At 72.5% G+C, this 25,703-nt stretch carries 16 protein-coding genes, 1 tRNA gene and 1 riboswitch; of the genes, 10 read left to right on the top strand and 7 right to left on the bottom strand.

The features are described 5' to 3' along the window. Positions 1-292 precede the first annotated feature (292 nt). Entirely contained in the window at positions 293-865 is a 573-nt protein-coding gene (locus OF819_RS22650; RefSeq protein WP_267245445.1) for a MarR family winged helix-turn-helix transcriptional regulator, read from the bottom strand. Between the two features lie 165 nt (positions 866-1,030). On the opposite strand from OF819_RS22650, the gene OF819_RS22645 reads away from it, so the two are divergent. After that, on the top strand, positions 1,031-2,326 hold the full coding sequence (locus OF819_RS22645; RefSeq protein ID WP_267245451.1) for an MFS transporter: 1,296 nt from the start codon (positions 1,031-1,033) through the stop codon (positions 2,324-2,326). A 66-nt stretch (positions 2,327-2,392) separates the two neighbouring features. Here the strand turns inward: OF819_RS22645 and OF819_RS22640 are convergent, their stop codons facing one another. Both OF819_RS22640 and OF819_RS22635 read right to left on the bottom strand, forming a co-directional pair. Further along, positions 2,393-4,204: an ATP-binding SpoIIE family protein phosphatase gene (locus OF819_RS22640; protein WP_267245444.1), complete on the bottom strand. Its 1,812-nt coding sequence runs from the start codon at positions 4,202-4,204 to the stop codon at positions 2,393-2,395. Positions 4,205-4,310: 106 nt separating this feature from the next. Next, positions 4,311-5,777, bottom strand: coding sequence for an NAD(P)/FAD-dependent oxidoreductase (locus OF819_RS22635; RefSeq protein ID WP_267245443.1), 1,467 nt, complete (start codon positions 5,775-5,777; stop codon positions 4,311-4,313). 310 nt (positions 5,778-6,087) lie between these two features. On the opposite strand from OF819_RS22635, the gene OF819_RS22630 reads away from it, so the two are divergent. Both OF819_RS22630 and OF819_RS22625 read left to right on the top strand, forming a co-directional pair. Next, positions 6,088-6,948 carry a TetR/AcrR family transcriptional regulator gene (locus OF819_RS22630; protein WP_267245442.1) on the top strand — a complete coding sequence of 287 codons (861 nt, stop codon included), beginning with the start codon at positions 6,088-6,090 and terminating at the stop codon, positions 6,946-6,948. A 274-nt stretch (positions 6,949-7,222) separates the two neighbouring features. Continuing rightward, the gene (locus OF819_RS22625) at positions 7,223-9,403 is read left to right on the top strand and encodes a sigma-70 family RNA polymerase sigma factor (protein ID WP_267245441.1); all 2,181 of its coding nucleotides are present in this window, start codon (positions 7,223-7,225) and stop codon (positions 9,401-9,403) included. Between the two features lie 145 nt (positions 9,404-9,548). Here OF819_RS22625 and OF819_RS22620 read toward each other — a convergent pair whose 3' ends face one another. Beyond that, positions 9,549-11,780 (bottom strand): asparagine synthase-related protein, encoded by a 2,232-nt coding sequence (locus OF819_RS22620; RefSeq protein WP_267245440.1) that lies wholly within the window; start codon positions 11,778-11,780, stop codon positions 9,549-9,551. Positions 11,781-12,800: 1,020 nt separating this feature from the next. Here OF819_RS22620 and OF819_RS22615 point away from each other — a divergent pair. The 4 genes from OF819_RS22615 (at position 12,801) to OF819_RS22600 (ending at position 18,167) form a co-directional block, all read left to right on the top strand. Beyond that, entirely contained in the window at positions 12,801-14,219 is a 1,419-nt protein-coding gene (locus tag OF819_RS22615; protein ID WP_267245439.1) for an MFS transporter, read from the top strand. Between the two features lie 112 nt (positions 14,220-14,331). Beyond that, positions 14,332-15,540 carry an L-2-hydroxyglutarate oxidase gene (gene lhgO / locus OF819_RS22610; protein ID WP_267245438.1) on the top strand — a complete coding sequence of 403 codons (1,209 nt, stop codon included), beginning with the start codon at positions 14,332-14,334 and terminating at the stop codon, positions 15,538-15,540. 477 nt (positions 15,541-16,017) lie between these two features. Continuing rightward, positions 16,018-16,767 carry a tRNA (guanosine(46)-N7)-methyltransferase TrmB gene (trmB, locus tag OF819_RS22605; protein WP_267245450.1) on the top strand — a complete coding sequence of 250 codons (750 nt, stop codon included), beginning with the start codon at positions 16,018-16,020 and terminating at the stop codon, positions 16,765-16,767. 53 nt (positions 16,768-16,820) lie between these two features. Continuing rightward, positions 16,821-18,167, top strand: coding sequence for a PrsW family intramembrane metalloprotease (locus OF819_RS22600; RefSeq protein ID WP_416370597.1), 1,347 nt, complete (start codon positions 16,821-16,823; stop codon positions 18,165-18,167). A gap of 291 nt (positions 18,168-18,458) precedes the next feature. Here the strand turns inward: OF819_RS22600 and OF819_RS22595 are convergent, their stop codons facing one another. From OF819_RS22595 to OF819_RS22585, 3 genes are all read right to left on the bottom strand, one after another. Then, complete coding sequence (locus OF819_RS22595) at positions 18,459-19,538, bottom strand: M23 family metallopeptidase (RefSeq protein ID WP_267245437.1); 1,080 nt, start codon at positions 19,536-19,538, stop codon at positions 18,459-18,461. An 11-nt stretch (positions 19,539-19,549) separates the two neighbouring features. Continuing rightward, a riboswitch (cyclic di-AMP (ydaO/yuaA leader) is annotated at positions 19,550-19,695 on the bottom strand. Between the two features lie 236 nt (positions 19,696-19,931). Continuing rightward, a complete protein-coding gene (locus OF819_RS22590; protein ID WP_267245436.1) occupies positions 19,932-21,092 on the bottom strand; it encodes a PP2C family protein-serine/threonine phosphatase in 1,161 nt (386 codons plus the stop codon). Positions 21,093-21,286: 194 nt separating this feature from the next. Beyond that, positions 21,287-21,360: transfer RNA gene (locus tag OF819_RS22585), tRNA-Met, on the bottom strand. A gap of 279 nt (positions 21,361-21,639) precedes the next feature. Here OF819_RS22585 and OF819_RS22580 point away from each other — a divergent pair. The 3 genes from OF819_RS22580 to galE all read left to right on the top strand — a co-directional run bounded on the left by OF819_RS22580 (position 21,640) and on the right by galE (position 25,685). Continuing rightward, positions 21,640-22,623, top strand: coding sequence for a UDP-glucuronic acid decarboxylase family protein (locus tag OF819_RS22580; RefSeq protein ID WP_267245435.1), 984 nt, complete (start codon positions 21,640-21,642; stop codon positions 22,621-22,623). Next, a complete protein-coding gene (locus tag OF819_RS22575) occupies positions 22,620-24,584 on the top strand; it encodes a glycosyltransferase family 2 protein (RefSeq protein ID WP_267245434.1) in 1,965 nt (654 codons plus the stop codon). Before OF819_RS22580 ends, OF819_RS22575 begins: the two co-directional genes overlap by 4 nt. 75 nt (positions 24,585-24,659) lie before the next feature. Beyond that, positions 24,660-25,685, top strand: a complete 1,026-nt coding sequence (galE, locus tag OF819_RS22570; protein ID WP_267245433.1) for a UDP-glucose 4-epimerase GalE — start codon at positions 24,660-24,662, stop codon at positions 25,683-25,685. The last annotated feature ends 18 nt before the right edge of the window (positions 25,686-25,703 follow it).

The raw sequence follows: 25,703 nt of genomic DNA, 5'->3' as shown, positions 1-25,703 counted from the left end.
AGCGGCTCCGACTCTATCAGATCCTTTCAGACCTGATTCCCAGTCAGCGGGAGTTGCCTTTCCGGCCGTTGCGGCCGTTCCGACGCCCAAACTGTAGCCGATTTCCCGGGCGGCTCATAATCGAGCCTTTGAAATGAATTTCGGCATGCCGAAATTCATCCCGGCTGGGAGGTCGTGCGTGAGTTGGGTTGCCGCTCTCGGCGGCGGGATCTGTCGCCGCAAAACCGTTCCGGCTCTGTGACAACCCGAAGAACTCTACGGACCGCGCAGGTGCGTGTCAAGCACTGGCCGATCAGTCCAGGTCGGTCAGCCGACCGCCCGCGTCCGGCTGGGTGTCCTCAACCCGGCGCAGCACACGGATCAGCAGCTCGCCCAGCAGCGCGCGCTCCTCGCCGGACAGGTCCTGGAGCAGATCTTCCTCGAAGCTCGTGGCCATGCGCATCGCCTCAAGCCACTTCGCCCGGCCCTCGTCGGTGAGCTCCACGATGACGCGTACGCGGTTGGTCTCGTCCCGGTCGCGCGTAACGAGGCCCTCCGACGCCATGCGGTCGATGCGGTGCGTCATCGCCGCCGGGGTGAGACCCAGACGGCGGGCAATGTCGCCGGGGCCCATGCGGTAGGGGGCGCCGGAGAGGACGAGGGTCTTGAGGACCTCCCACTCCGTGTTGCTGATGCCCAGGTCAGCCACCTGGCGGCCATACGCCACGTTCATCCGCCGATTGAGCCGGCCCAGAGCCGAGACCACCTTCTCGACCTGCGGGTCGAGATCGCCGAACTCTCGCTGATACGCGGCGATCTGTTCGTCGAGGCTCGGTTCCCGGGGCTCGGGAGAGGTCTCGGGGCCCTCAGGGGTCGCAGTTGGCATGCGCCGCAGTATCGCATGCAGCGCGTTGGCGTTGAAGTCCTTGGATGTGTACTGTTTACCTTCGAACTTTAAGCTTGAAGTCTTCAGACCTGAGGGCTTCACATGTTTCAAACCCCCAGATCTTCGTGATCTTCAGAACCAAGGCAGGTGAGTGTGACCAGGGCGATGGGCGCCGCGATGCGCCGGATCCAGGCAGGCAACGTGCTGAGTGCGTTCGGACTCGGCTTCACCGTTCCCTTTCTGTATGTCTATGTGGCGCAGGTGAGACAGCTGGGCGCGACGACCGCGGGTGTGGTGCTCGCGGTGTTCGCCATCGCCGCACTCGTCGCCCTCCCCTTCACCGGACGGATCATCGACCGCCGCGGGCCGCTGCCGGTTCTCGTGGGGGCCGCTGTGCTGGCGGCCGTCGGAGCCGCAGCACTGGGCGTGTCGGGAAGCGTCCCCGCCGTCGTACTGTCCGCCGCGCTGCTCGGCAGCGGTACGGCCGTGATGCAGCCGGCCCTGGCGACGATGCTCGTGTGGTGCTCCAGCAGCGCCACCCGCACCCGGGCGTTCGCCATGCAGTTCTTTCTGCAGAACCTGGGGCTGGGCATCGGCGGGCTGATCGGGTCGAAGATCGTCGACGAGAGCCGGCCGGCGAGCTTCACCCTGCTGTTCTCCATCGAAGCCGTGATGTTCCTGGTGCTCACGGGGCTCGCGCTGACCATCCGGCTGCCGCAGGCCCCGTCACTGCGCGACGCGCTGCCGGAGAACGCCGAGGCCAAGGCCAGGGGCGGGCTGCGGACGGTGCTGGGGCACCGGGCCATGGTGCAGCTGTGCGTGCTGGGCTTTGTGCTGTTCTTCGCCTGCTACGGGCAGTTCGAGTCAGGTCTCACGGCGTACGGCACGGAGACCGCCGGGATCGACGCCTCCACGCTCGGCGTGGCGATGGCCGCGAACACCGGGGCGATCGTGGTTGCTCAGTTCCTGGTGCTGAAGTTCGTCGAGCGCCGCAGGCGCAGCCGGGTGATCGCCGGAGTCGGGCTGCTGTGGGCCGTGGCGTGGATCGCGGCCGGATACGCGGGCCTGGGGCACGGCAGCCAGGCCATGGCGACGGCCGCCTTCATCTCCACGTATGCGCTGTTCGGGCTTGGTGAGGCGATGCTGTCGCCGACGGTCGCACCGCTGGTCGCGGATCTGGCGCCCGAGTCGATGGTGGGGCAGTACAACTCCGCGTTTGCACTGGTCAAGCAGCTGGCGCTGGCGATCGGCCCGGCGGTGGGCGGTCCTATGGGGGCCATGCTGCCCGGCCCGTACATCGTGACCTTCATCCTCTTCTCGCTCGGCATCACGGTGCTGGCGCTGCGGCTGGGGCGGCGGCTCACCCCCGTACAGGACCAGCCGTCGCTCGCCGCGGCGTCGCGGGTGGTGGCGGTGCACAAGCCCGCGTCGCCGGAGACGGCCGTAGGCGCCGCGCACTGACCGGCTGCCGCTGACCGGCTGCCCACCGGTCACCGAACAGCTGCCCAGTGAGCGGATGGCACCCCGTCAGCGCGGCAGGGCGAACTCGCACCAGACCGCCTTGCCGCCGCCCGGGGTGCGGCGGCTTCCCCAGGACGAGGCGATCGTCGCGATGATCGAGATTCCGCGGCCCGCCTCGTCCTCCGTCTCGGCGCGGCGGCGGCGCGGCAGATGGTCGTCCCCGTCCGTCACCTCGATGGTCAGCCGGCGGTCGGTGCGGCGGAGCCGCAGCCGCATGGGCGGCGTGCCGTGTTTCAGGGAGTTGGCGACCAGTTCGCTGGCCGCCAGCACCCCCAGATCGTGCAGCTCCGGAGAGAAGCGCCAGGACGCCAGCACCCCTGATGCGAAGGCCCGCGCGCGCGGGGCGGCCTCCACACCGCCGAGGAGGTCCAGGGCGGCGTTGTGGAACAGCTCGGCGTCCATGCCGGTGCGGGTGGGGTGCTGGATGACGAGCACGGCCACGTCGTCATCGTGGTCGGCGGTCACTCCCAGGGAGCGGATCAGCCGGTCGCAGACGACCTGGGGTCCGCCCGTCGCGCCGGCGAGGGCGCCCTCCAGCGCGGCCACGCCCTTGTCGATGTCCTCGTCTCGGCGCTCGACCAGCCCGTCCGTGTAGAGGACGGCGCTTGCGCCGGGCGGCAGGGCGATGGAGCCCGAGGTGTGCAGCCAGCCTCCCGTGCCGAGCGGCGGGCCGGTCGGCTCCTCCGCCCTGCGGACCGTGCCGTCCTCGTCCCTGACGAGGATGGGGAGATGGCCGGCGGAGGCGTAGACGAGGCGTCCCTCGTTCGGGTCGTGGACGGCGTAGACGCAGGTGGCGATCTGACTGGGGTCGATCTCGGAGGCGAGCCCGTCGAGCAGCTGGAGCACCTCGTGCGGCGGCAGGTCGAGGCGGGCATAGGCCCGTACGGCGGTGCGGAGCTGGCCCATGACGGCGGCGGCGCGCACTCCGCGGCCCATGACATCGCCGATGACGAGGGCGGTGCGGCCGGCGCCGAGGGTGATCACGTCGTACCAGTCGCCGCCCACCGCGGCGTCCGTGCCGCCCGGTTGGTAGGTGGCGGCGATCCGCAGATCGTCGGGCTGCTCCAACTCCTGGGGCAGGAGCGACCTCTGGAGGGTGACGGCGGTCTCGCGGTGGCGGCGTTCGCTGGCGCGCAGCCGCTCGGCCGCCTCGGCCTGGTCGGTGACGTCGGCCGCGAAGACGAGGACGCCTGCGACGTTCCCGCCGTCGTCGGCGCCCCCTGTGCCTGCCGTACCTGCCGTGCTTGCCGTACCTGCCGTACCTGTTGTGCCTGCTGTGCTTGCCGTACCTGTTGTGCCTGCTGTGGCTGCGGGGGCTTCCGCGCCGTCTGCGGGCGATCCGGCGGGCAGTGCGGCGGCGGCGCGGCTGCGCTCTGCGGGCAGGCAGGTGATGGTGTACGAGCCATGCCCCTGGACCTTGCGGGACTTGACGGTCCGCGGCCTGCCGCTGCGCAGCACCTGGTCCATCAGCGGGAGCAGGCCGAGCTCCGCCAGCTCGGGACAGCTCTCGGCGGCTGCCGTGCCGGCCTTGCGGGACCCGAAGACCGCCGCATAGGCGTCGTTGACATAGGCGACGCGGTGTTCCGGTCCGTACACGAGGGCGACCAGGGCGGGAAGCCGGCCGAGGATCTCGCCGACGGAGAAGTCGTCGAGGGCGGGGGCGTCGGGCGGGGCCTCCGGCTGCCGGGTGTACTCGCCGCGGGCCGCGGGCACCGAGCCTTCCCCCCGCTGGGCCGGGGAGCGCCCATGGTCGGTCCTGCGCGCTGCGGCGCGACGCTGCGTACCCGGGAGCCTTGCGCTCCAACGCGTGAAGTTCACTGACTTTCTAGCCTCAATGGGTTGTCGCCAAGGGTCACTCTGCGCAGGTGTGAGCCCACCTATGGTCACACGTCCAGTGTGACCGACCGGACTGACAGTCCTGCCGCTACGGACCGTCCTTCGGACGGTCTTTGGGGCTGCCGTGCCCGTCCTTGGAGTCGCCGGATCCCAAGGGCCCGTCGGGCCCTTGGGATGTACGTCTGCCGCCCGCGGCGAGTTCAAACTCCGCACGGGGATGTTCCAGCGAACCGAGGGAGACGATCTCGCGTTTGAACAGGCCGGCGAGGGTCCATTCGGCGAGCACCCGCGCCTTGCGGTTGAAGGTGGGCATGCGGTTGAGGTGGTACATGCGGTGCATCAGCCACGCGGGATAGCCCTTGAGCTTGCGGCCGTAGACATGGGCGACGCCCTTGTGGAGGCCGAGGGAGGCGACGGAGCCCGCGTACTTGTGGGCGTACTCCCTCAAGGGGCGGCCGCTGAGCGAGGCTGCGATGTTCTCGGCGAGGACCTTGGTCTGGCGCAGGGCGTGCTGGGCGTTCGGCGCGCACTCGGCGCCGGGTTCGCCGGCCGTGAGGTCGGGGACGGCGGCGGCGTCGCCGGCCGACCAGGCGTGTTCGACGCCGTCGACGGTGAGCTGGGCGGTGCAGCGCAGCCGTCCCCGTTCGTTGAGGGGCAGATCGGTGGCGGCCAGGAGGGGCGCCGGCCGCACACCCGCTGTCCACACGACGGTGCGGGTGGGGAAGCGCGAGCCGTCGCTCAGCACGGCGACCCGGTCCTCGCAGGACTCCAGGCGCGTTTCGAGCCTTACGTCGATGTTGCGGGCGCGCAGCTCCCGTACCGCGTACTTGCCCATCCGCTCCCCCACCTCGGGGAGGATGCGGTCGGTGGCCTCGACCAGGATCCACTTCAGGTCGGCGGGCTTGATGTTGTGGTAGTAGCGCGCGGCATAGCGGGCCATGTCCTCCAGTTCGCCGAGTGCCTCGACTCCGGCGAAGCCGCCGCCGACGAAGACGAAGGTCAGCGCTGCGTCGCGGATGGCGGGGTCGCGGGTGGAGGAGGCGATGTCCATCTGCTCGATGACATGGTTGCGCAGGCCGATGGCCTCTTCGACGGCTTTGAAGCCGATGCCGTGGTCGGCGAGACCGGGGATGGGCAGGGTGCGTGAGATGGAGCCGGGCGCGAGGACGAGTTCGTCATAGGAGATCTCCCGGGGGCCTGCGCCCTCCTCGTCCGTGGCGAGGGTCCTGACGGCAGCCGTGCGCTTGGCGTGGTCGATGGCCGTGGCCTCGCCGATGAGGATGGCGCACTTGTCGAGCACCCGGCGGAGCGGGACCACGACATGGCGCGGGGAGATGTTGCCTGCGGCTGCTTCCGGCAGGAAGGGCTGGTATGTCATATAAGGGTCGCGGGTGACCACCAGGATCTCCACCTCGCCGCGGCCGAGCTCGGCCTTCAGCGTCCGCTGGAGGCGCAGCGCGGTGTACATGCCGACATAGCCTCCGCCGACGACGAGGATGCGCCTGTCCGGACGTCGGCCGGGGGTCGTCCCGCCGGGATTCGCAGCCTTCACCATCCCATGAGGCAACGGGCTCAGGCGTTTGTCCACAGCCCCGGCGAATTGTGTGACCGGCAGTCCGCGCGGAAGCGGGGCGGCACGCTTGCCGCGGGGGATGGAAGGCGTGCAGGTCAGGATAGGCGTGGGGGGTGAGGGGAGGGGGTGTAATAGGGAACCTTCCGGCCCTTGCTCCGATCGGGGGGCGCTCTGTGCGGAACCACCCTCTTCTGAATTGACCCGGGCTCAACTATGTTCGTACCTCGTCGGGGTGTCCGGACGCGGCACGCCCGAAAGACCAGGGTGGGGAAAGTCTCCGGGGGGAGACATCATGACCGGGGGAACACATATGCACATCCAGGACACGCATTGGCACACCGCCGACATCCCGGCGGGGGCGGCAACCACGTCGGCGTCAGCGCCTGCGACCGGGTCAGCGTCTGCGTCTGCGTCAGCGCCTAAGTCCGCGTCGCCGGGCGCGCCGACGGCGGTCGCCACGCGCGCGGGGTCCGTCGGCGCCGGGCGTCAGACGCCGCTGCGGGTGGACGCCCAGCGCAATCTGGAGCATGTGCTGCGGGCGGCGCGCGAGGTGTTCGGCGAGCTGGGCTACGGCGCGCCGATGGAGGACGTGGCGCGGCGCGCCAGGGTCGGTGTGGGGACGGTGTACCGCCGATTCCCCAGCAAGGACGTGCTGGTGCGGCGTATAGCCGAGGAGGAGACCGCGCGGCTGACGGAGCAGGCGCGGACGGCGCTGGGGCAGGAGGAGGAGCCCTGGCCGGCGCTCGCGTGCTTCCTGCGGGCGTCGGTGGCGTCGGGCGCGGGCCGGCTGCTGCCGCCGCAGGTGCTGCGGGTGCGCGTGGACGGCGAGGGCCAGCCGAGTGACGGCGGCGAAGAGGTCCGGGTGCCCCAGCAGCGGGCGGGCGGGCCGGGCGCGGCGCGGGTGGTCGGGCCGCGCGGGGTGCCGGCGGAGGAGCAGGAAGGGTCGGGCGCGGACGAGCTGCTGGAGGTTGTGGGGCAGCTCGTGGAGCGGGCGCGGGAGGCCGGTGAGCTGCGCACTGACGTCACGGTGGCCGATGTGCTGCTGGTGATAGCCACGGCCGCGCCTTCCCTGCCGGACGCGGTGCAGCAGGCGGCGGCCTCGGAGCGGCTGCTGGACATCCTGCTGGAGGGGCTGCGGCCGCGGGCGGTCTGACGTCTCCGGAGGCGGGGCCCGCGGGTCGGCCGGCCGGTCGACCGGGTCGTCAACCGGCCGGTGAACAGGCTGGCGCGTCGGCTGGTGAACCGGCCTGCTGCATGCGGTCGTCATAGGGCCGTCGGGGCATTACCCGAACGAGTGAAGGCTCGTGCCCGGTTTCGGGGAGTCTCCCCGGACGGGTGGTTGCGGGACCTGAGGGTTCGGCGTATAGCGGCTCTGTGGCACTCTGGCCCGGTGTTCGAGTCCGCGCGTGCGTACGGGAGCTTCCGCGATGAGCGGTGACGGTCGGGGTGACAGCCGGGACGAGTCTCTCGACCGTGCGGGCGGCGATGAGTCCGCCGGTCTGCCTTCGCGGCAGGTCCCGAGCCAGGGAGGGCCCCGGGGCGCATCCGGGATGCCGGGCGGTGGTGCGGGCTCCGAAGCGGCTGACGTCCGGGGCTTGGCGGCGGAGGCGGGTTCCGGTTCCGGCGCGGGCTGGGATTCTGGCGGGCATTCGGTGCCGCCGCAGCGCGGGCGTAGGGGACGCCGGGGCGGACACGGCCGGCACACGGGTCGGCGGGGGGCGAGGCAGGGGGAGTCCGTACTGCCGCCGCCCGTGGAGGCGCCTCCGTCGGACGCCGATCTCGTCCAGCGCATGCGGGACGGCGAGGACAGCGCATACGAGGAGCTGTTCCGCCGTCACTCGGAGGCGGTGCGGCGTTATGCGCGCAGCTGCTGCCGGGATGCCCACACCGCCGACGATCTGACGGCCGAGGTCTTCGCACGGACGCTGCAGGCGGTCCGCAGGGGCGCGGGCCCTGAGCAGGCGGTGCGGGCGTATCTGCTGACGACCGTGCGACGGGTCGCCGCAGCCTGGGCGAAAACGGCGAAACGGGAGCATCTGGTCGAGGATTTCGCGGTGTTCGCCGTGGAGGCGGCGCGCAGCGCGGACGGGGCGCGTGCCGAGGGCCTCGATCTGGGCGCGGATGTGCGCGCGATGCAGGAGGCGGAGCAGTCGCTTGCCTTGCAGGCGTTCCGTTCGCTGCCGGAGCGCTGGCAGGCGGTGCTGTGGCATACGACGGTGGAGGAGGAGTCGCCGAGCGAGATCGCACCGCTCTTCGGGCTGACGGCCAATGCCACGGCGGTGCTGGCCAGTCGGGCGCGGGAGGGCCTCAAGCAGGCGTATCTGCAGGCCCATGTGAGTTCCGCGCTCACCTCGGGCGGGGACTGTGCGCGGTATGCGGACCGGCTGGGGGCGTATGCCCGCGGGGGGCTGCGGATGCGGGCGGAGCGGGGGCTGCGCAGACATCTGGAGGAGTGCGCGAGGTGCCGGCTGGCCGCGGGCGAGCTGGAGCATGTCAATGCGGGCATTCCGGCGCTGCTGCCGGTCGCGGTCATCGGCTGGTTCGCCGCCGGGTATTCGCTCAAGGCCGCGGGCGTGGTGGCCGGAGGGGCCGTTGGGGCGGCGGGTGCGGGCGCGGCGGCCGCGGCGACGGGTGGAACGTCCGGGAGCGCCGGCGCATCGGGGGCCGCCGGTTCGGCGGGGGCGTCCGGTACGGCCGGGGCGTCCGGCTCGTCGGGTGGTTCGTCGGCGGCGGGCGGGGCGGCGGGCGAGGGCATAGGGGCCGCTGCCAAGGCAACCATCGCGGCGGCGCTGGCCGCCGCGGCCGCGGCGGCGGTCGTCTGGGCGCTGGCCGGCGACCCGAAACCCAAGTCCGAGCCCGTGCCGCAGGCCAAGCCCCCTGCCGCGCAACCGCTGCCGCCGGCGGAGCCCGCCCCGCCGTCGCCGTCGCCGTCCCCGGAGCCCTCCGAGCCGCCTGCCCCGCCCGCGGCGGCGCCCGCCGCGCCGCCGCCCGCGTCCACACCGACCCCGACGCCAACGCCCCCACCGACCCCCTCCACGGCGCCCGCGCCGGCACCCGTCCCGACCGCGGCGTCTCCGACACCCGCCCCGGAGCCGAGCCCGCCGCCCACGCCCACGCCGTCCCCCACGCCGACTCCCACACCGCCGCCCACACCGGAGCCGCCGCCTCCGGCCCCGGAGGTCTATCAGGTCAATCAGCTCCGATACGGGATCCTCGGCGACCACACCGGGCCCGAAGTGCGGTTGGGCGAGAGCAGCTGGCTCTGGCAGCGCTGGGGCATGTCGATCGCCGGCACGCACTACGCACACGGGGCCACCGTGCACGGCAGGTCCTCCGTCACCATCGACCTCAACCGCTCGTGCACCGCCTACCGGGCCGAAGCCGGCGTGGACGACATGATGCTGGGGCTGGGCGCGGTGCGGTTCTCCGTCTACGGGGACGGGACGCGGTTGTGGCGTTCGCCGGTGATCCGGGGCGGGGACCCGGCGGTGCCGGTGAATGTGTCGCTCGTCGGGCACAAGACGCTGCGGCTGGTCGTGGAGCCGCAGTCGGCGTTCGACTCGGCGACGCTCGCGGACTGGGCCGAGTCGCAGATCAGCTGCCGCTGACCTGCCTCAGGACAGCCGATCCCTGCGGCCGCTCCCGGCAGCCGAGCCCGGCAGCTAATCCGAGCGGCCGCTCCGGAGCCGCTGCTCCGGCGGTGCGGGGTCCGGCGGTGCGCGGTCAGGCGGTGCGCGGTCAGGCGGTGCGCGGTCAGGACTGGAGGGTGCGGCGCGGCGGGACGCCGGCCGCGACGGCCCGCTGGCGCGGGGCGGCCGCGCCCGTCCAGCACGTGCCGCGGCGGGACAGCAGCCGTCTGAGCCAGAGTTCGGTCGAGACGAGGTCGGCCAGTCCGTCCAGGGGGACGGGTTCCCCGTCGGCGGCCTGGCGCAGGGCCTTGCGGATGACCCTGGCCTCCACCAGTCCGGCGTCCGCCAGCAGCGGGGCGTCGAAGAGGGCCATCAGATGCGGCAGCGCCGCGCGCAGCCCCGCGCGTGCCGCCGCCGCGGCATACGCGTGGGTGGTCGCGCCCCAGCCCGGCGGCAGGTCGTGGATGCCCGCCCCCGCGAGCACGTCGCGCAGGATCGCGGCGCGCGCGCCCGGCTGGACCCGCAGCGACTCGGGCAGCCCGCGGCAGGCGCGTACGACGGCGTTGTCGAGGAAGGGAGCGTGCAGCCGCTGGCTGCGGATCTCCGCGGCCTGCTCCAGAATCCGCTGGTCGGTGGCGTGGCGGGCGAGGGCCGCGCGGGCCCGCGCCTCGCCCGGGCGCTGCACGGAGACGGGCCGGGTCGCCGCCGCGCTGAGGCGAACCGATACTTCCGCGAGCGCCTCACCGGTCAGCCAGCGTGCGGCCGGCCCCGGCCGGGACCAGGCGAGGGCGGCGAGCGAGGCGCTGAGCGGCCCGTCGGCGTCCATGAGGTCGGCGAAGCCGTCCCGTGCGCCGCCCGGCCCGCGCCCGGCGCCGCGGCCGCCCGGGCCGCCTCTGCCCGCGCCGCGCCCCGGCGTGCGGTTGGCTTCCAGCAGCCGCCCGGCGGCCTTCTCCATGCCGGTGCGGTAGGGGGTGCGGGCCAGTCGGCGGGCGGCCCGGTAGACGGTCAGCGGAATGAACAGCGACTGCGGCGACGGCCCTTCGGCGCGCGCGAGCGCGGTGACGGGCCGCAGCAGATGGCGGCGGCGTCGGTCCATCAGCAGATCGGCGAGCCGGGCCGGGTGGGCGTCCAGCACCTGCCGGGCCCCTGCCCCGGTGAAGTGGTCGGCGCTGCCCGCGGCGAGCCGGGAGCGGTGGCGTTCCGCGGTGACGAGCGAGGGCGCGGGCTCATCGGTCAGCGGTCCGCTGTCGAGTCCCGTGTAGGGCAGGCCCTCCTCGCCTGCGGCGACCACGACATGGTGCAGCCGGGGGTTGGAGGCGATGGCGCGGGCGCGTTCCAGTTCGGCTTCGCGTACCTCGCGGCCGCCGGTGGCCAGATCGTTGAAGGTGACGGCGAGGAGCCGTTCGCCCGCTCCCGTGCCATGTCCCAGTACGGTGCCGGGCACGCCGGGCAGGCCCGCGGCGAGCAGCGCGAGCGTGCCGGACGCGCTGCCTCCCGACAGATCCGCGCCGATGCCGGGCGCCGGCCCGGAACGTCCGCGGGCGGCGCGCCGTTCGGCGGGCCCCATGCCCGGCACGGGCCCCGGGTCGGGCGGCAGGGTCTCCGGCGCGTGCCGGGGGGCGGTGAGCCGGGCCCGTACGGCTTCGATCAGGGCGTCACGTACGCCGTCGACGGCACGGTCCGGGTCGATCCGCGGTCCGGCGACGGCGAGCGAGGCGACGGGCTCGTATCCGGTGATCTCACGTGAGCCCTCGCGGAGGATCAGCGCATGGCCGGGCGGGATGCGTTTGACCCCTTCGTACGGGGTGGAGTCGCCGAGCGCCTCCGGGCTCTCCGGGCAGGCGAGCAGCGCCGCGAGATGCCCGATGTCGAGCTGCGCCTCGATCAGGTCGGCGAGCGGAAGCGCGGCGGTGGCATAGGCGGTGCCGCCCGCCCACGGGGTGTAGAAGACGGGCCTGGCGCCGGCGAGATCGCCGATCACGGTGACGCGGCGACCGACCTGGACGACGGCGGTGTAGCTGCCGGGCCAGGCGGTGAGATGCCTCAGTGCGCCCCCGCGTGCCGCGAAAAGGCCGAGTCTGAGCTGTTCGTCGCTGGCCGCGCAGCAGCCCAGGACGGCGAGCCTGGCGACGGGGGCGGCCCCGGTGGTGCGAGGGGGAGCGTCGGCGGTGACGACGCGGATCTCATCGGGCCGCCAGTCGCCCACGGCCCACAGCGGATCCGGGTCGCCCCACAGCAGCTGGGAGCCGACGGGGTGGACGGTGCGGGCTTCGTCGGCCGCGCCGGCGGGGTCCCCGACGGCCCCGGCCGTGCCGAAGTGTGCGGCGACACTGCTCCATCCCACCAGCCACCGCATCGCCGCCTCCACAGGTTGTGGACAACCACATCCACCGCTTCACATCTGGGGGACATGCTGCCACGAAGGAGGCGCGCACGCGGGGCTGCGGGTAGCGCGCGCAAAAAGTGAACGCGCCCCTGGCATGGGCCACTTACCTCCCGGAAGCACCCTCGCACGCCCCCTTCAAGCCCCCGGAAGTGTGTCCGCACTTCACCTCAATGGATGCGAACAAGCCTTCAGCAAGGGGAAGTTGGCTCATGCAGCAACGTCGACATTCGGCCAATCTGCGCCGCGAACACAGGGCCGCGCACACATCCGTACAGATGGCTGTGCAGGCCGCCGGGAGGGGGGCGTCGATCTCCGCGCGGCGGGCGCGCGGCGGCCCCGCGAGGGCCCGCAATGGCCCTGCGGCGGCCTCCACGCACGATCCGGGAGACGCGGCACGCCCCCCGGACCGGTCCGCCGCCCGCGGGGATTGAGGCGGCGGCATCCCCCAGCCCACCGGTTGAAGTCCACGGCGGGCCGACCCACGCAGCACTCATGGAAGCGCTCCCCCACCAGTCGGGGCAGAGCGCACACACAGGCGCACGGCCACACGCCCGGAGCACGGCCACACAGGCCGCAAGGGGGGTGACCGGGGCGGTCTTGCCGCGCCCCGCGTCCCGACGCCCTCCCCGCGCCGCCGGGCCGGGCCCCGCCCTTTCGCGCCTCCCCACGCCACCCCCCTCGCCCCGCCGCCGCGCCCGCCGGCCGGCCGGCGGGCGCGGCGTCACGGACGCCGGCCAACTGCCCGCCGTCAGAAGGCCGTCGCGCGTTACGCACAACAATCTCGCCATACGGAACACCGCCCCTTAACGGTCGGGATGCGGCGAACTACGCTGGGTTTACTGATGTTCTCCGCGGGGGCGCATATTCCCGGGGGCTCGGCCACATGCCTTTGCAGCCGTGATCCCGGGCGTGCGAACCGGGAGGACTCAGCACGAAAGCCGCGCGCCCGGGCAGCGACGCGGCGGCCGTCTGTGTGTCGAGGGGTGGCGCATGTCCAGGGAGCAACGCGGGCCGAACGAAAAGCTCGGCACCGTTCTCGCCCTCGCGGGAATCAGCAACGCCGGTCTCGCCCGGCGGGTCAACGACCTCGGCGCGCAGCGCGGTCTGACCCTTCGCTACGACAAGACCTCGGTGGCGCGGTGGGTGTCGAAGGGCATGGTGCCCCAAGGCGCCGCGCCTCATCTCATCGCCGCGGCGATCGGGGCCAAACTCGGCCGTCCCGTGCCGCTGCACGAGATCGGCCTCGCCGACGCCGACCCGGCCCCGGAGGTCGGCCTCGCCTTCCCCCGCGACGTGGGCGAGGCGGTGAAGACGGCCACCGAGCTGTACCGCCTTGACCTCGCGGGGCGGCGCACCGGCAGCGGCGGGATCTGGCAGTCGCTGGCCGGATCGTTCGCGGTCAGCGCCTATGCGACACCCGCCTCCCGCTGGCTGATAACGCCCGCCGACTCCTCGGTCGAGCGTTCGGCGGACGGCGGCGACGAGGCCCCCGCGCGCGTGGGCCACAGCGATGTGGCGAAACTGCGCGAGGCAGCCGAGGACGCCCGCCGCTGGGACTCCAAATACGGGGGCGGGGACTGGCGTTCGTCGATGGTCCCGGAGTGCCTGAGGGTGGACGCGGCCCCGCTGCTCCTCGGCTCCTACTCGGACGAGGTGGGCCGCGGGCTCTTCGGCGCGACCGCGGAGCTGACCCGGCTGGCCGGCTGGATGGCCTTCGACACCGGGCAGCAGGAGGCGGCGCAGCGCTACTACATCCAGGCGCTGCGGCTCGCCCGCGCGGCCGCGGATGTGCCCCTGGGGGGCTATGTGCTGGCCTCGATGTCCCTCCAGGCCACCTACCGCGGCTTCGCCGACGAGGGCGTCGACCTCGCCCAGGCGGCCCTGGAGCGCAACCGCGGCCTCGCCACCGCCCGCACCATGAGCTTCTTCCGGCTGGTCGAGGCGCGCGCCCACGCCAAAGCCAACGACGCCGCCGCGGCCGGCTCCGCGCTGCGGGCCGCGGAGGGCTGGCTGGAGCGCGCCCGCGAGGGCGACTCCGACCCGACGTGGCTCGGCTTCTACTCGTACGACCGCTTCGCCGCCGACGCCGCCGAGTGCTACCGCGATCTGAAGGCTCCCCGCCAGGTGCGCCGCTTCACCGAGCAGGCGCTGTCGCGGCCCACGGAGGAGTTCGTCCGCTCCCATGGGCTGCGGCTGGTGGTCTCGGCGGTCGCCGAGCTGGAGTCGGGGAACCTGGACGCGGCCTGCGCGGCGGGCACGCGCGCGGTGGAGGTCGCCGGGCGCATCTCCTCGGCCCGTACGACGGAGTACGTACGGGATCTGCTGCACCGGCTGGAGCCGTACGGGGACGAGCCGAGGGTGGTGGAGCTCAGAGAGCGGGCCCGGCCGCTCCTGATGACCCCGGCGTAGCCCGCGCACAGCCGTCCGCGGTCGTGGGGGGGGGGAGGCCCACGCCACTGTCTGAGCTGGTTTAACGGCATTGTCAGTGGGCCAGTGCACTATCGGGGTGGGAGGTGTCGCGTTGAGGGCGTACGACTGTGAGGTGCTGGTGGTCGGCGGCGGGATCGTCGGCCTGTCGACGGCCTATGCGCTCACCCGGGCGGCGCCCGGCACCAAGGTGACGGTCCTGGAGAAGGAGCCGGGACCGGCCCGGCACCAGACCGGGCGGAACAGCGGCGTGATCCACAGCGGCGTCTACTACCGGCCCGGCTCGCTCAAGGCGCGGTTCGCGGTGCGCGGCGCGGCCGAGATGGTGAAGTTCTGCGCGGAGTACGGGATCGACTGCAAGGTCACCGGCAAGCTGATCGTCGCCACGGAGCGCGAGGAGCTGCCCCGGCTGCACGCCCTGGTCCAGCGCGGCCGGGAGAACGGCATTCCGGTGCGGGAGCTGGGAGCCGCGCAGATCACGGAGCACGAGCCGCATGTGCGGGGCCTCGCCGCGATCCACGTCGGCACCACGGGGGTATGCGACTTCCGCGCGGCAGCCGCCCAGCTGGCCGCCTCCGCGGAAGCCTCCGGCACGGACATCCGGTATGGGGAAGAGGTCGCCGCCATCGACCGGCGCGCCTGGGGCGTGGCGGTCCGCACCACCGCGGGCACGGTGATACGGGCGCGCGTCCTGGTGAACTGCGCGGGGCTGCACTGCGACCGGGTGGCCCGGCTGGCCGGCGACGACCCCGGCATGCGGATCGTCCCCTTCCGGGGCGAGTACTACGAGCTGACCAGGCCCGCGCTGGTGCGCGGCCTGGTGTATCCGGTCCCCGACCCGGCCTTTCCCTTCCTCGGCGTCCATCTGACCCGAGGGATCGACGGGGAGGTGCACGTCGGGCCGAACGCGGTCCCGGCCCTGGCGCGCGAGGGCTACCGCTGGTCCACGGTCCGCCCGGCCGAGCTGGCCGCCACCCTGGCCTGGCCCGGCTCCTGGCGCATCGCCCAGCGCCACTGGCGGTACGGTGCGGGCGAGCTGCACCGCTCCCTGTCAAAGCCGGCCTTCCTCGCCGCGGTGCGCAGGCTCCTCCCGGAGATCACCGCCACCGATCTGCGGCCCGCGGCGGCGGGGGTGCGGGCGCAGGCGGTGCTGCGGGACGGCACGCTCGTGGACGACTTCCTCATCCACGAAGCCCCCCGCACGGTCCATGTCCTGAACGCCCCGTCCCCCGCGGCGACGGCGTCGCTCCCCATCGGCCGCGAGGTCGCCGCCCGGGCGCTGTCGGCCCTGACGGAGAACTAGCCCCTGGGGCTCCGCCCCAGCCCCGTTTCCCGGGGGCTCCGCCCCCGGACCCCCGCGCCTCAAACTCCCCCAGCTACCGCTGGGAGGTACCCCCAGGCGGGGCTGGATTGTGCGGCACCCGGCGCCTCAAGCGTCGGCGGGGCTGAATGTGCAAGCCTCATTGCCGGCGGGGCTGGGATTTGGCGCAGCCAAATCAAGCCCGTTGGGTGCACCTCCGTGGGGGTACCCCTGGGGGCACCTCCGTGGGGGTACCCCCGGACGGAGTCTGGGGGAGGTAGCTGGGGGAGGAGTCTGGGGGAGGTAGCTGGACACGGCCGAAGGCTGTACAAGGGGTCTGGGGGCGGAGCCCCCAGTTACGGAAAGCGGGGGCTCCGCCCCCAGGACCCCGCGCCGTAGAATCGGGGCATTGTGTCTGCGCAGCTTCGAAACCCCGTACCCGGCGACGGCCCCGACCCCGCGCCCTCCGGCGCCACCCGTGTGAGCCACCGCCCCAAGGGAGCACCGCGGTTCCCCGGCGGCCCCGCCGCCGATCCCGCCGGATCGCACCACGAGCGGCGGATCCGGAGCTTCCAGCCGCGGCGGAGCCGGGTCACCGCAGGTCAGGCCGGTGCGCTGGAGCGGCTGTGGCCCGTCTGGGGTCTGGACATCGACGGGCGGCGCGTCCTCGACCTGGACGAGATGTTCGGCGGGCTGCCAGTCGTCCTGGAGATCGGCTTCGGCATGGGCGAGGCCACCGCGCAGATGGCCGCGGAGGACCCGCACACCGGCATCCTCGCGGTCGACGTGCACACTCCCGGCCAGGGCAACCTCCTCGCTCTGGCCGAACGGAACGGCCTGTCCAACATCCGGGTGGCCAACGGCGACGCGATCATCCTGCTCCGCGAGATGCTGCGGCCCGGCTCGCTCGACGGGGTGCGCGTCTACTTCCCCGACCCCTGGCCCAAGAAGCGGCACCACAAGCGGCGGCTGATCCAGCCCGAGTTCCTCACGCAGGCCGCCGGGCGGATGAAGCCCGGCGGCGTGCTGCACTGCGCCACGGACTGGGAGCCGTACGCCGAGCAGATGCTTGAGGTGCTCACCGCGCACCCGGATTTCGAGAACACCCAGCCCGACGGCGGCTACGCTCCCCGGCCCGCGTTCCGGCCGCTGACCCGGTTCGAAGGGCAGGGGCTCGAAAAGGGCCATGTGGTGCACGACCTGCTGTTCCGCCGGGTATCACCCTCCTGATCGCAGCCACAACACGGTCGCACACTGTCAGTGCCCCTCGTTAGGGTCGTCTGGTGTCCGAGTCGCCACCGCAGCCGCAGCAGTCGCCGCAGTCGCCGCCTCCGCTGCACTCCCCGCAGCAGCTGGCGGAGCTGCTCGCCGCCATGCCCGAGCGCTCCCGGTGGCGCTACAAGCCGCGCCGCGTGTCGCACCTGTGGCGCAGCAAGGCCGTCCGGGCCGGTGCGGTCATCACCCTGCTGGCCCTGTGCGGGCTGATGATCCTCGCGCTGGTGCGCGAGCAGACCGGCACCCATGGTTTTCTCGTCGGCCTGGGCCTGGCCACCCTTCCCGTCCCCCTCCTGATGGCCGCCTTCCGCTGGCTGGACCGGGTGCAGCCCGGCCCCTGGCGGAATCTTCTGTTCGCTTTCGCCTGGGGCGCCTGCGCCGCCGCGCTCGTCGCGATCATCGCCAATACGTTCGCGACGCGCTGGATAGCGACAGCCACTGCGGACCCGGCGAGCGCCGACACCCTCGGCGCGACGGTCATAGCCCCCGTGGTCGAGGAGAGCGCCAAGGCCGCCGCGATCCTGCTGATCTTCCTCTTCCGGAGAAGGGACTTCACGGGAATCGTCGACGGCGTCGTCGTGGCGGGCTTCACCGCCACCGGCTTCGCCTTCACCGAGAACATCCTCTATCTGGGCAGCGCCTTCGGCGAGGACCAGTCACTCGGCACCTCGGGCCTGGAGTCGGTGACCGCGGCGACGTTCTTCGTGCGGATCGTGATGTCGCCGTTCGCCCATCCGCTCTTCACGGTGCTCACGGGCCTCGGCTTCGGGTTCGCCGCGCTCGCGGCCCGGCGCCGCCGGTTTTGCAGGACGGCGCTGCCCGTCCTCGGCCTCCTGCTCGCGATGGGCGTGCACGCGCTGTGGAACGGCTCGGCCACGCTCCTCGGCCCCTGGGGCTTCTATGCCGTCTACGGGGCGTTCATGGTCCCGGCCTTCGGGCTGCTGACCTGGCTGACGATCTGGTCGCGCCAGCGTGAGCTGCGCACGATATCCACGCATCTGCCCGCGTACGCGGCGGCGGGCTGGCTGTCTCCGGACGAGCCGCCCGCCCTGTCGTCGATGCGGGCGCGGGCGATGGCCCGCGATTTCGCCCGCCATACGTTCGGCAAGCCCGCGGCGGACGCGGTGTCCGAGTACGAGTCCTTCGCGACCACGCTGGCGTTTCTGCGCCATCGGGCCCACCGGGGCACGGCCGGAGAGGACTTCGCGGAGCGGGAGCGGGAGCTGCTGCACCATCTGTGGCAGCGCAGGGAGGTGGCCGGCCCCGCGCTGACGTACGCGGCGCGGGCGTCGGGCCAGGTGTGGTCCCCGCCGCCGTACCGGGACTACGGGGGCTACAACCCGTACCGCGCGTAGGCAGCGGCGGCCCGGCGGGCCTGCGCCCCAGGACCCGCAGGGGGAGCCTGCGCCCCAGGACCCGCAGGGGGAGCCTGCGCCCCAGGACCCGCAGGGGGAGCCTGCGCCCCAGGACCCGCAGGGGGAGGGAGGGGCTGCCGCCCGCGGCGCGGCAGACCGGCAGCCCTGGCGTCGGGGGGTGTGCACCAGAGCTGCCGGCGTTCGGTGTGCGGACGCTGCCGCGTACGCGGGCGGCCGCGCCGCCGCACAGGCGCGCCGCGGGGCAGCGTGCGCCTGGGGGCGGGGGAGCCGTCAGACCGTCAGGCCCTTGCCGCGCAGCCACGCCATCGGGTCGACGCCCGCGCCGCCCGGCGTATGCACCTCAAGGTGGAGGTGGGGGCCGGTCACATTGCCGGTCGCGCCCACCCGTCCGATGGTCTCGCCGGCCGTCACCTTCTGCCCGGCGCTCGCGGTCATGGAGGACAGGTGTGCGTACCAGACCTCGGTGCCGTCCTCAAGCTCCAGCACGATGCGGTAGCCGTACGAGCCCGACCAGCCGGCGGACTTGACCGTGCCGCTGTGCACGGCCTTGACGGGGGTGCCCGTCGGCGCGGCGAAGTCGAGGCCGGTGTGCTGGCCGGAGGACCACATGGAACCGGCCTGGCCGTAAGTGGAGGTGATGGTGTACGAGGAGGTGGGCAGGGAGTAGCTCGCGGCGAGCTTGGCGAGGCGCTCCGCTTCCGCCTTGGCCTTGGCGGCCTCCTCTGCCTTCCGCTTCTCCTCGGCGGCCTTGGCCTCGGCCGCCGCCTGCTGCTTCGTCGCCTCGGCCGCTGCCTTCTCGGCTGCGGCCTGCTCCGCCGCCGCCTTGGCCTCCGCCTCGGCCGCGGCCTGCTGCTGTTCGGCCTGCTGGAGGATGCGGGCGCGCAGCGCCTCGCCCGCGCCGCCCGCGCTCGACTCGGGGCTGTCGGAGCCGGAGCCGGAGCCGAGCATGGCGAAGGACCCGCTGCCCGCGCCGCCGTCCTGGTCCGCTGCGCCGGAGTCGTCGGACGCTTCGCCGTCGCCGCCGTCGCCGGAGTCGTCGGAGCTGCCGATCAGGGCGCCGACGCCCGGGAGGGACTCGGCCTCGGGCAGGTCCGGAAGGGATATGGAGACGGCGGGCTTGTCCTGGGCGGTGGCCAGGCCGCCCGCGCCGACCGCGGCGATGACGCCCACGCCGAGCACCGTGGAGCTGCGGGCGAGTCCGCCGCGCTGCTTGACGACGCGGTGCCGGCCGCGCACCGGACGGACGGAGTCCTCGGTGGGGTTCCACTCCCCCCAAGACCGCTCTGCAGCCCGCTCACCGAAGTAGGCGGATTCGAAGGGTGCTTCGGGGGCAGGTTTGTTGGACGCCACGGAGGCGTACTCCTTTCCTTCCTTCTCGCCTACCGGGTTAGCTGACGGGTTCGGAGCAGGAAGGTCTCCTACGGCGCCTTCGCAGGCTGCGAAGGTGTCCGATTCACCCCAAATAGTGGTTCCCCGGCTCCCTTTCAGGATTCGGCGCACACGCACGGCGCCGCCTCTGACGACGGCTGGGACAACCGCGTTGCGTTATCGAACGTTAATAGACACCCGCTCGGGAATCCAAGCCGTTCCGTCTGATCTTTAAGTTCTTTGCGCGAGACACAACTGGACATAAGCACATACAGATAGGCAAGTTGACCGCCCCTCAGTCCTCTCGCGCCCCACCTCTGAACCCGCCCAAGAACTGACTGTGTGTCAAATGTTATGCGGAGGGCTCCCTCTCGATTACGGACGGTGCCGGTCGTCCGCGCTGGCCCGGACGACCGGCACCGTCCTGCGCTTCCGCGGCTGCCGCTCCGTCGGACGCATCACCGCAAGCAGCGCCATATCGTCCGTGGTCCCGCCGTCCGTGTGCCGCCGGACGTCCTCGACCAGCGCGTCCAGCAGCTCCTCGGGACCGGGGAAGATCCGGCCGCTCAGCCGCTCCCCCGGGTCGTAGAAGACGCCGTCGGCATCGCGCGCCTCGGACAGCCCGTCGGTGTAGAGCAGCAGCGTCGCCCCGGGCGGCAGCGGCCGCGCCTCCGCACGGTCCGGCCAGCTCCCCAGGTCCCCCATGCCCAGCGGCAGCGCCGCCTCGGCCGGCTCCAGCAGGTCCACACGCCCGTCGGCGTACAGCAGCAGCGGCGCTGGGTGCCCCCGGTTCACCACCCGTACGGCGTCCAGCGGCCGCGAGACCTCCGCGAGCACCGCCGTGGTGAACCCCTCGACCGCGTCCAGCCCGCTGCGCCGCGTCCCCTCACGCGCCAGCGCCCGCTCCAGCCTCCCCGCGACGCCTTCCAGCGAGCGCTCCTGCTCCGCCGCCTCCCGGAACGCCCCGATGACCACGGCCACGGCCTCCACCGCGTCCAGCCCCTTGCCCCGTACGTCCCCGACCACCAGCCGCACCCCGTAGGGCGTGTCCTGTACGGCGAAGAGGTCGCCGCCGATGAACGCGTCCGCCTGCGCCGCCTCGTATCGCGCGGCGACCCGCAGCCCGCCGATCTGCTCCGCGGGCGTGGGCAGCACGGCGCGCTGCGCGGTCTCCGCGATCACCCGCGCGGAGGCGAGCCGCTCGTTGCCGCGCCGTACGACGTCATTGATGAGCAGCGCGAGAGCCGACACCGTCACCAGCGTGGTGGTCTCGGTCAGGGCCGTGATCTGGCTGACGGTGTGGTTGTAGGCGTGCATCCCCATCACGCCGACGATCGCGGCGAGGCCGGTGATGGCGGTGGCGCGCCGGGAGAAGAAGGGCGCGGCGATCAGCGGGGATGCGGCGAACATGGGGACGGCGGTGAACTTGGCCGGCGTCGCGAAGTCGAAGACGACCCCGCCGAGGATCATCAGACCGGGCAGCAGACGGACGAAGAGCTGCGCCGAGCTCACGTCCTCGTACCGTCGCTGCCCCACCGATGCTCTCCTGCCCAGTCCGCTCAGGCTGCGGACCGTACCGCGCCCCTCCCAGGCTGGCCGGATCCGCGCCGCACGGCGACCCGGCCGTCGGCCGACCGGACGATGCCCCTGCCGCTCACCGGCGAAGCCACCGGGGCACGACGACGGCGGCCCGGCACTCCTGTGAGAAGTGCCGGGCCGCCGTATGCGAGTAGCGGGGACAGGATTTGAACCTGCGACCTCTGGGTTATGAGCCCAGCGAGCTACCGAGCTGCTCCACCCCGCGTCGGTGAACACCACCTTACGCCATCCGAAGCCCGGTCAACGACACGGCTCCCGCCGGACCGGCACACGGCCCCCTGCCGACCGGCCGGGCGACTCGCCCGGAGCCCGTTCACACGCCCGAGTGACGGGGCCGACGGCCCCCGGCCCGCAGGGCGCGCGCCGCGGCCGCCAGATGCCCGCCGATCAGCGCAGCAGCGCCGGAAACCATCACAGAAAATCCTATGAACGTCCATACGCTTTTCTGCGGTTGTCCGATAACCGAGACCGCTGGAGATAAGTCATGCGCGTTGTTGTGACCGGCGGCGGCGGCTTTCTGGGCTCGCATCTGTGCGAGGCACTGCTGCGCCGCGGCGACTCCGTGGTGTGCCTGGATGATTTCTCGACGGGCGAGCCGAAGAACATCGCCCGGCTGAGACAGAACCCCGCTTTTGAATTCCGCCACACAGATGTCAGCGTCGCCGTGGACGTGTCCGGTCCGGTTGACGCCGTGACCCATCTGGCGAGCCCCGCCTCACCGCCCGACTATCTGCGGCTGCCCCTGCAGACCCTGGCCGCCGGCAGCCGCGGCACGGAGAACGCCCTGCGTCTGGCCCACCGCCACGGCGCACGCCTGGTCCTCGCCTCGACGAGCGAGGTGTACGGCGACCCCTTGCTCCATCCGCAGGACGAGGACTACTGGGGAAATGTCAATCCCATTGGCCCGCGCAGCGTGTACGACGAAGCCAAGCGATTCGCCGAAGCGCTGTCCTTCGCCTACCGGCGCACCCTCGACGCAAATGTCGGCATCGTACGCATCTTCAACACCTACGGTCCGCGCATGCGTCCGCACGACGGACGCGTGGTCTCCAGCTTCATCACCCAGGCGCTGAGCGGAGCACCGCTGACCGTTTACGGGGACGGAAAGCAGACCCGCAGCTTCTGCTATGTCGACGATCTGATCCGCGGAATCATCGCCATGCTCGACTCGGACGAGGCGGGCCCGGTCAATCTGGGAAATCCGAGGGAACTGGCGGTCACGGAGCTGGCCGAACTGGTCCTCGACATCACCGGCTCCTCGTCCACGGTGGAGTACCGCGGGCTGCCCGCCGACGACCCGGTGCGCCGCCGCCCGGTGATCGCCCTCGCCGAGGAACTGCTCGGCTGGCACCCGGAGGTCGACATCGCGGAGGGGCTGCGCCGCACGGTGGAGTGGTTCGCGGCCCGCCCCGAGGACCTGGCCGCCGGAGCGAGGCTGCTGCACTCCGGGCGGTCGGGACTGCCATGACCCTCCCGCTCGACCGCCCGCAGGCCCCGCAGGCCCCACAGGCCCCGCAGGCCCCGCAGGCCCCGCAGGCCACGGCCGTACGATCGTCCGCACCGGCCACCGCCGTACCACCGCCCGCACCGCCGCCCGCCGCGGCGCCCGCACCCGGCAGCCCGCCCGACCCCGAAGCCCTGCGGACCCACATCCTGCACCTGTCGGACGGCAATATCCTCGACGTCCCCGCCGACGGCCCGTCCTTCGACCTCGACCCCCGCCCCCTCAAGCCCCGGCCCTACGCTTTCGCGACCTGTCTGCCCCGGCGCGACCGGCTGAAGGTGACGGCACTGGCCACCGGCTGGCTGACCTGCGTCATCTGGTTCTGGATCTGGTGGCTGCAGCCGGAGCACCGGGTGAGCTGGCTCGGCCTGACCGTCAACAGCCTGCTCCTGCTCTATCTCTCCCTCCTCCCCCTTCAGTTCATCGTCGCCGTCATCAGACTCCAGCGTTTCCAGCCGCGGGCCGAGGTCCCGAAGCTGCGCACCGCGTTCGCGGTCACACGCGCCCCGTCGGAACAGTGGGAGGTGGCCGAGAAAACGCTCCGGGCGATGCTGGCCCAGGACTTCCCGTACGCATACGACGTCTGGCTCTGCGACGAGGACCCGTCACCGGAGATCCAGCGGTGGTGTGCGGAGCACGGAGTGCGGGTGTCGACCCGCACCGGGCGGCCGGACTACCACCGCGCCGACTGGCCCCGCCGCACCAAGTGCAAGGAAGGCAATCTCGCCTACTTCTACGACCACTGGGGCTACCGCGACTACGACGTCGTCGCGCAGCTCGACTGCGACCATGTGCCGCAGCCGGGCTATCTCACCGAGGTGGTCCGGCCGTTCGCGGACCCCGCCATCGGCTATGTGGCCGCGCCGAGCGTCTGCGACTCCAACGCGGACTCCTCGTGGGCGGCGCGCGGCAGGCTCTACCGTGAGGCGATCTTCCACGGCGCGGTGCAGCTGGGCCATTCGGGGGGCCTGGCCCCGGTGTGCATCGGCTCCCACTACGCGGTGCGCACCGCCGCCCTGCGCGACATCGGGGGCCTCGGCCCGGAGTTGGCGGAGGACTTCTCGACGGCATTTCTGCTCAACTCGGCTGGCTGGCACGGTGCGTTCGCGATCGACGCCGAGGCGCACGGCGAAGGGCCGTACACCTTCGCCGCCATGATCACTCAGGAGTTCCAGTGGTCGCGAAGCCTGACCTTCATGCTCTTCGGGCTGCTGCCGCGGCATCTGAGACGGCTCCCCTGGAAGCTGCGCATCCGCTTCCTCTACACGCTTTCGTTCTACCCCATGCTGGCGCTGGTCACGACGACCGGGCTGGCGCTGCCCGCCGTGGCGGCGGTGGTGGGCATCCCCTGGATCAATGTGAACTACTTTGTGTTCCTGGTGCACTTCTGGGCCATGTCGGTGTGGCTGGTGCTGCTCACGGTGTTCATGCGGCGGCGGGGCCTGCTGCGACCGCGCGACGCCCCCGTACTGAGCTGGGAGAACTGGCTGTTCGGCCTGTCCCGCTGGCCCTATGTCGCCTGGGGGGTGGCGGCGGCCGTACGGCAGCGGCTGCGACCGCGTCCCGTCGTCTTCAAGGTCACCCCCAAGGCCCGCAACGGCCTGGAACCCCTGCCGCTCCGGCTGGTCGCACCGCATCTGGCCGTCACGCTGACGCTGTCGTGCGCGGCCGTGTACGGGGAGCTCACCGGCCCCGCGGCCGGCTATGTCTTCCTCTGCATCCTCGGCGCGCTGTCCTACGCCGCGGTCACTCTGGCAATCGCGGGGCTCCACGCGGCGGAAGTAGCCAAGGGGGCGGGCATGCCCGTGCACAGGGCGCTCGGCACCGCCCGCACCCCACTGCTGGCCGGGGCCGCGGCGCTGCTCCCGCTCGCCCTGGCCATCGCGCTGTACCCCCGCTACGCGGCGGGCGTCTTCGGCTGGTGACCTGACGCCGGCACACCCCATGCCCCTTCTCCTCCCTGCCTCTTCCCTCCCCGCGGCATGAAACGAGGTCCCTCCATGTCCGAAACGGTCCTGGTCACCGGCGGCGCCGGATTCATCGGCAGCCACACCTGCGTCGAACTGATCGAGCACGGCTACGAGGTCGTCGTCGTCGACGACCACTCCAACAGCTCGCCCCACGCCCTGGAACGCATCGCGAAGGTCGCCGGCCGCCCTGTCGCCGCCGCCTACCGGGCCGATCTGCGCGACCGCGCCGCGCTGGACCGCGTCTTCGCCGCCCACTCCATCGACGCGGTCGTGCACTTCGCGGCGAAGAAGGCCGTGGGTGAGTCCGTGGAGAAGCCGACGGAGTACTACGACGTCAACCTCGGCGGCACGACGGCGCTGCTGCACGCCATGCGGACGCACAGGGTGCACCGGCTGGTCTTCTCCTCGTCCTGCTCGGTCTACGGCGACGCCCCGGCCGGCATCCCGCTCACCGAGAACCACCCGGCCGCCCCCACCAATCCGTACGCCACCTCCAAATGGCTCTGCGAACAGCTCCTGGCCGACGCCTGCCGGCACCAGCCGGAGCTCAGCGTTCTGGCGCTGCGCTACTTCAACCCGGTCGGCGCGCACCCGAGCGGTCTGCTCGGCGAGGACCCGCACGGCGTGCCGGGCAACGTCATGCCGTATCTCGCCCAGGTCGCGGTCGGCAGACGGGAGGCGCTGAGCGTCTTCGGCGACGACTATCCGACGGCTGACGGCACCGGGGTGCGCGACTACATCCATGTCATGGACGTCGCCGACGGCCACCGCGTCGCCCTCGAACACCTGGGCGACGACCGCGGCATGCGGGTCTTCAACCTGGGCACCGGGGTGGGGACGTCCGTCCTGGACCTGATCGCCGCGTTCCAGGAAGCCTGCGGCCGGCCCATCCCGTACGAGATCACCCGCCGCCGCCCCGGGGATGTGGCGGCGCTGGTGGCCGACCCGGGCGCGGCAGGGCGCGCATGGGGCTGGACCGCCACCCGCGGCCTCGCGGCGATGTGCGCCGACGCATGGCGCTTCCAGGACCTCAACCCGGACGGCTACCCGGACTGAACCGGCCAAGCCGGACCG

The organism is Streptomyces sp. PR69 (genome assembly GCF_026420845.1).
Taxonomy (GTDB): domain Bacteria; phylum Actinomycetota; class Actinomycetes; order Streptomycetales; family Streptomycetaceae; genus Streptomyces.
Note: the sequence above shows the minus strand (reverse complement) of the source record. Positions and strands in the feature narration are given on the sequence as shown.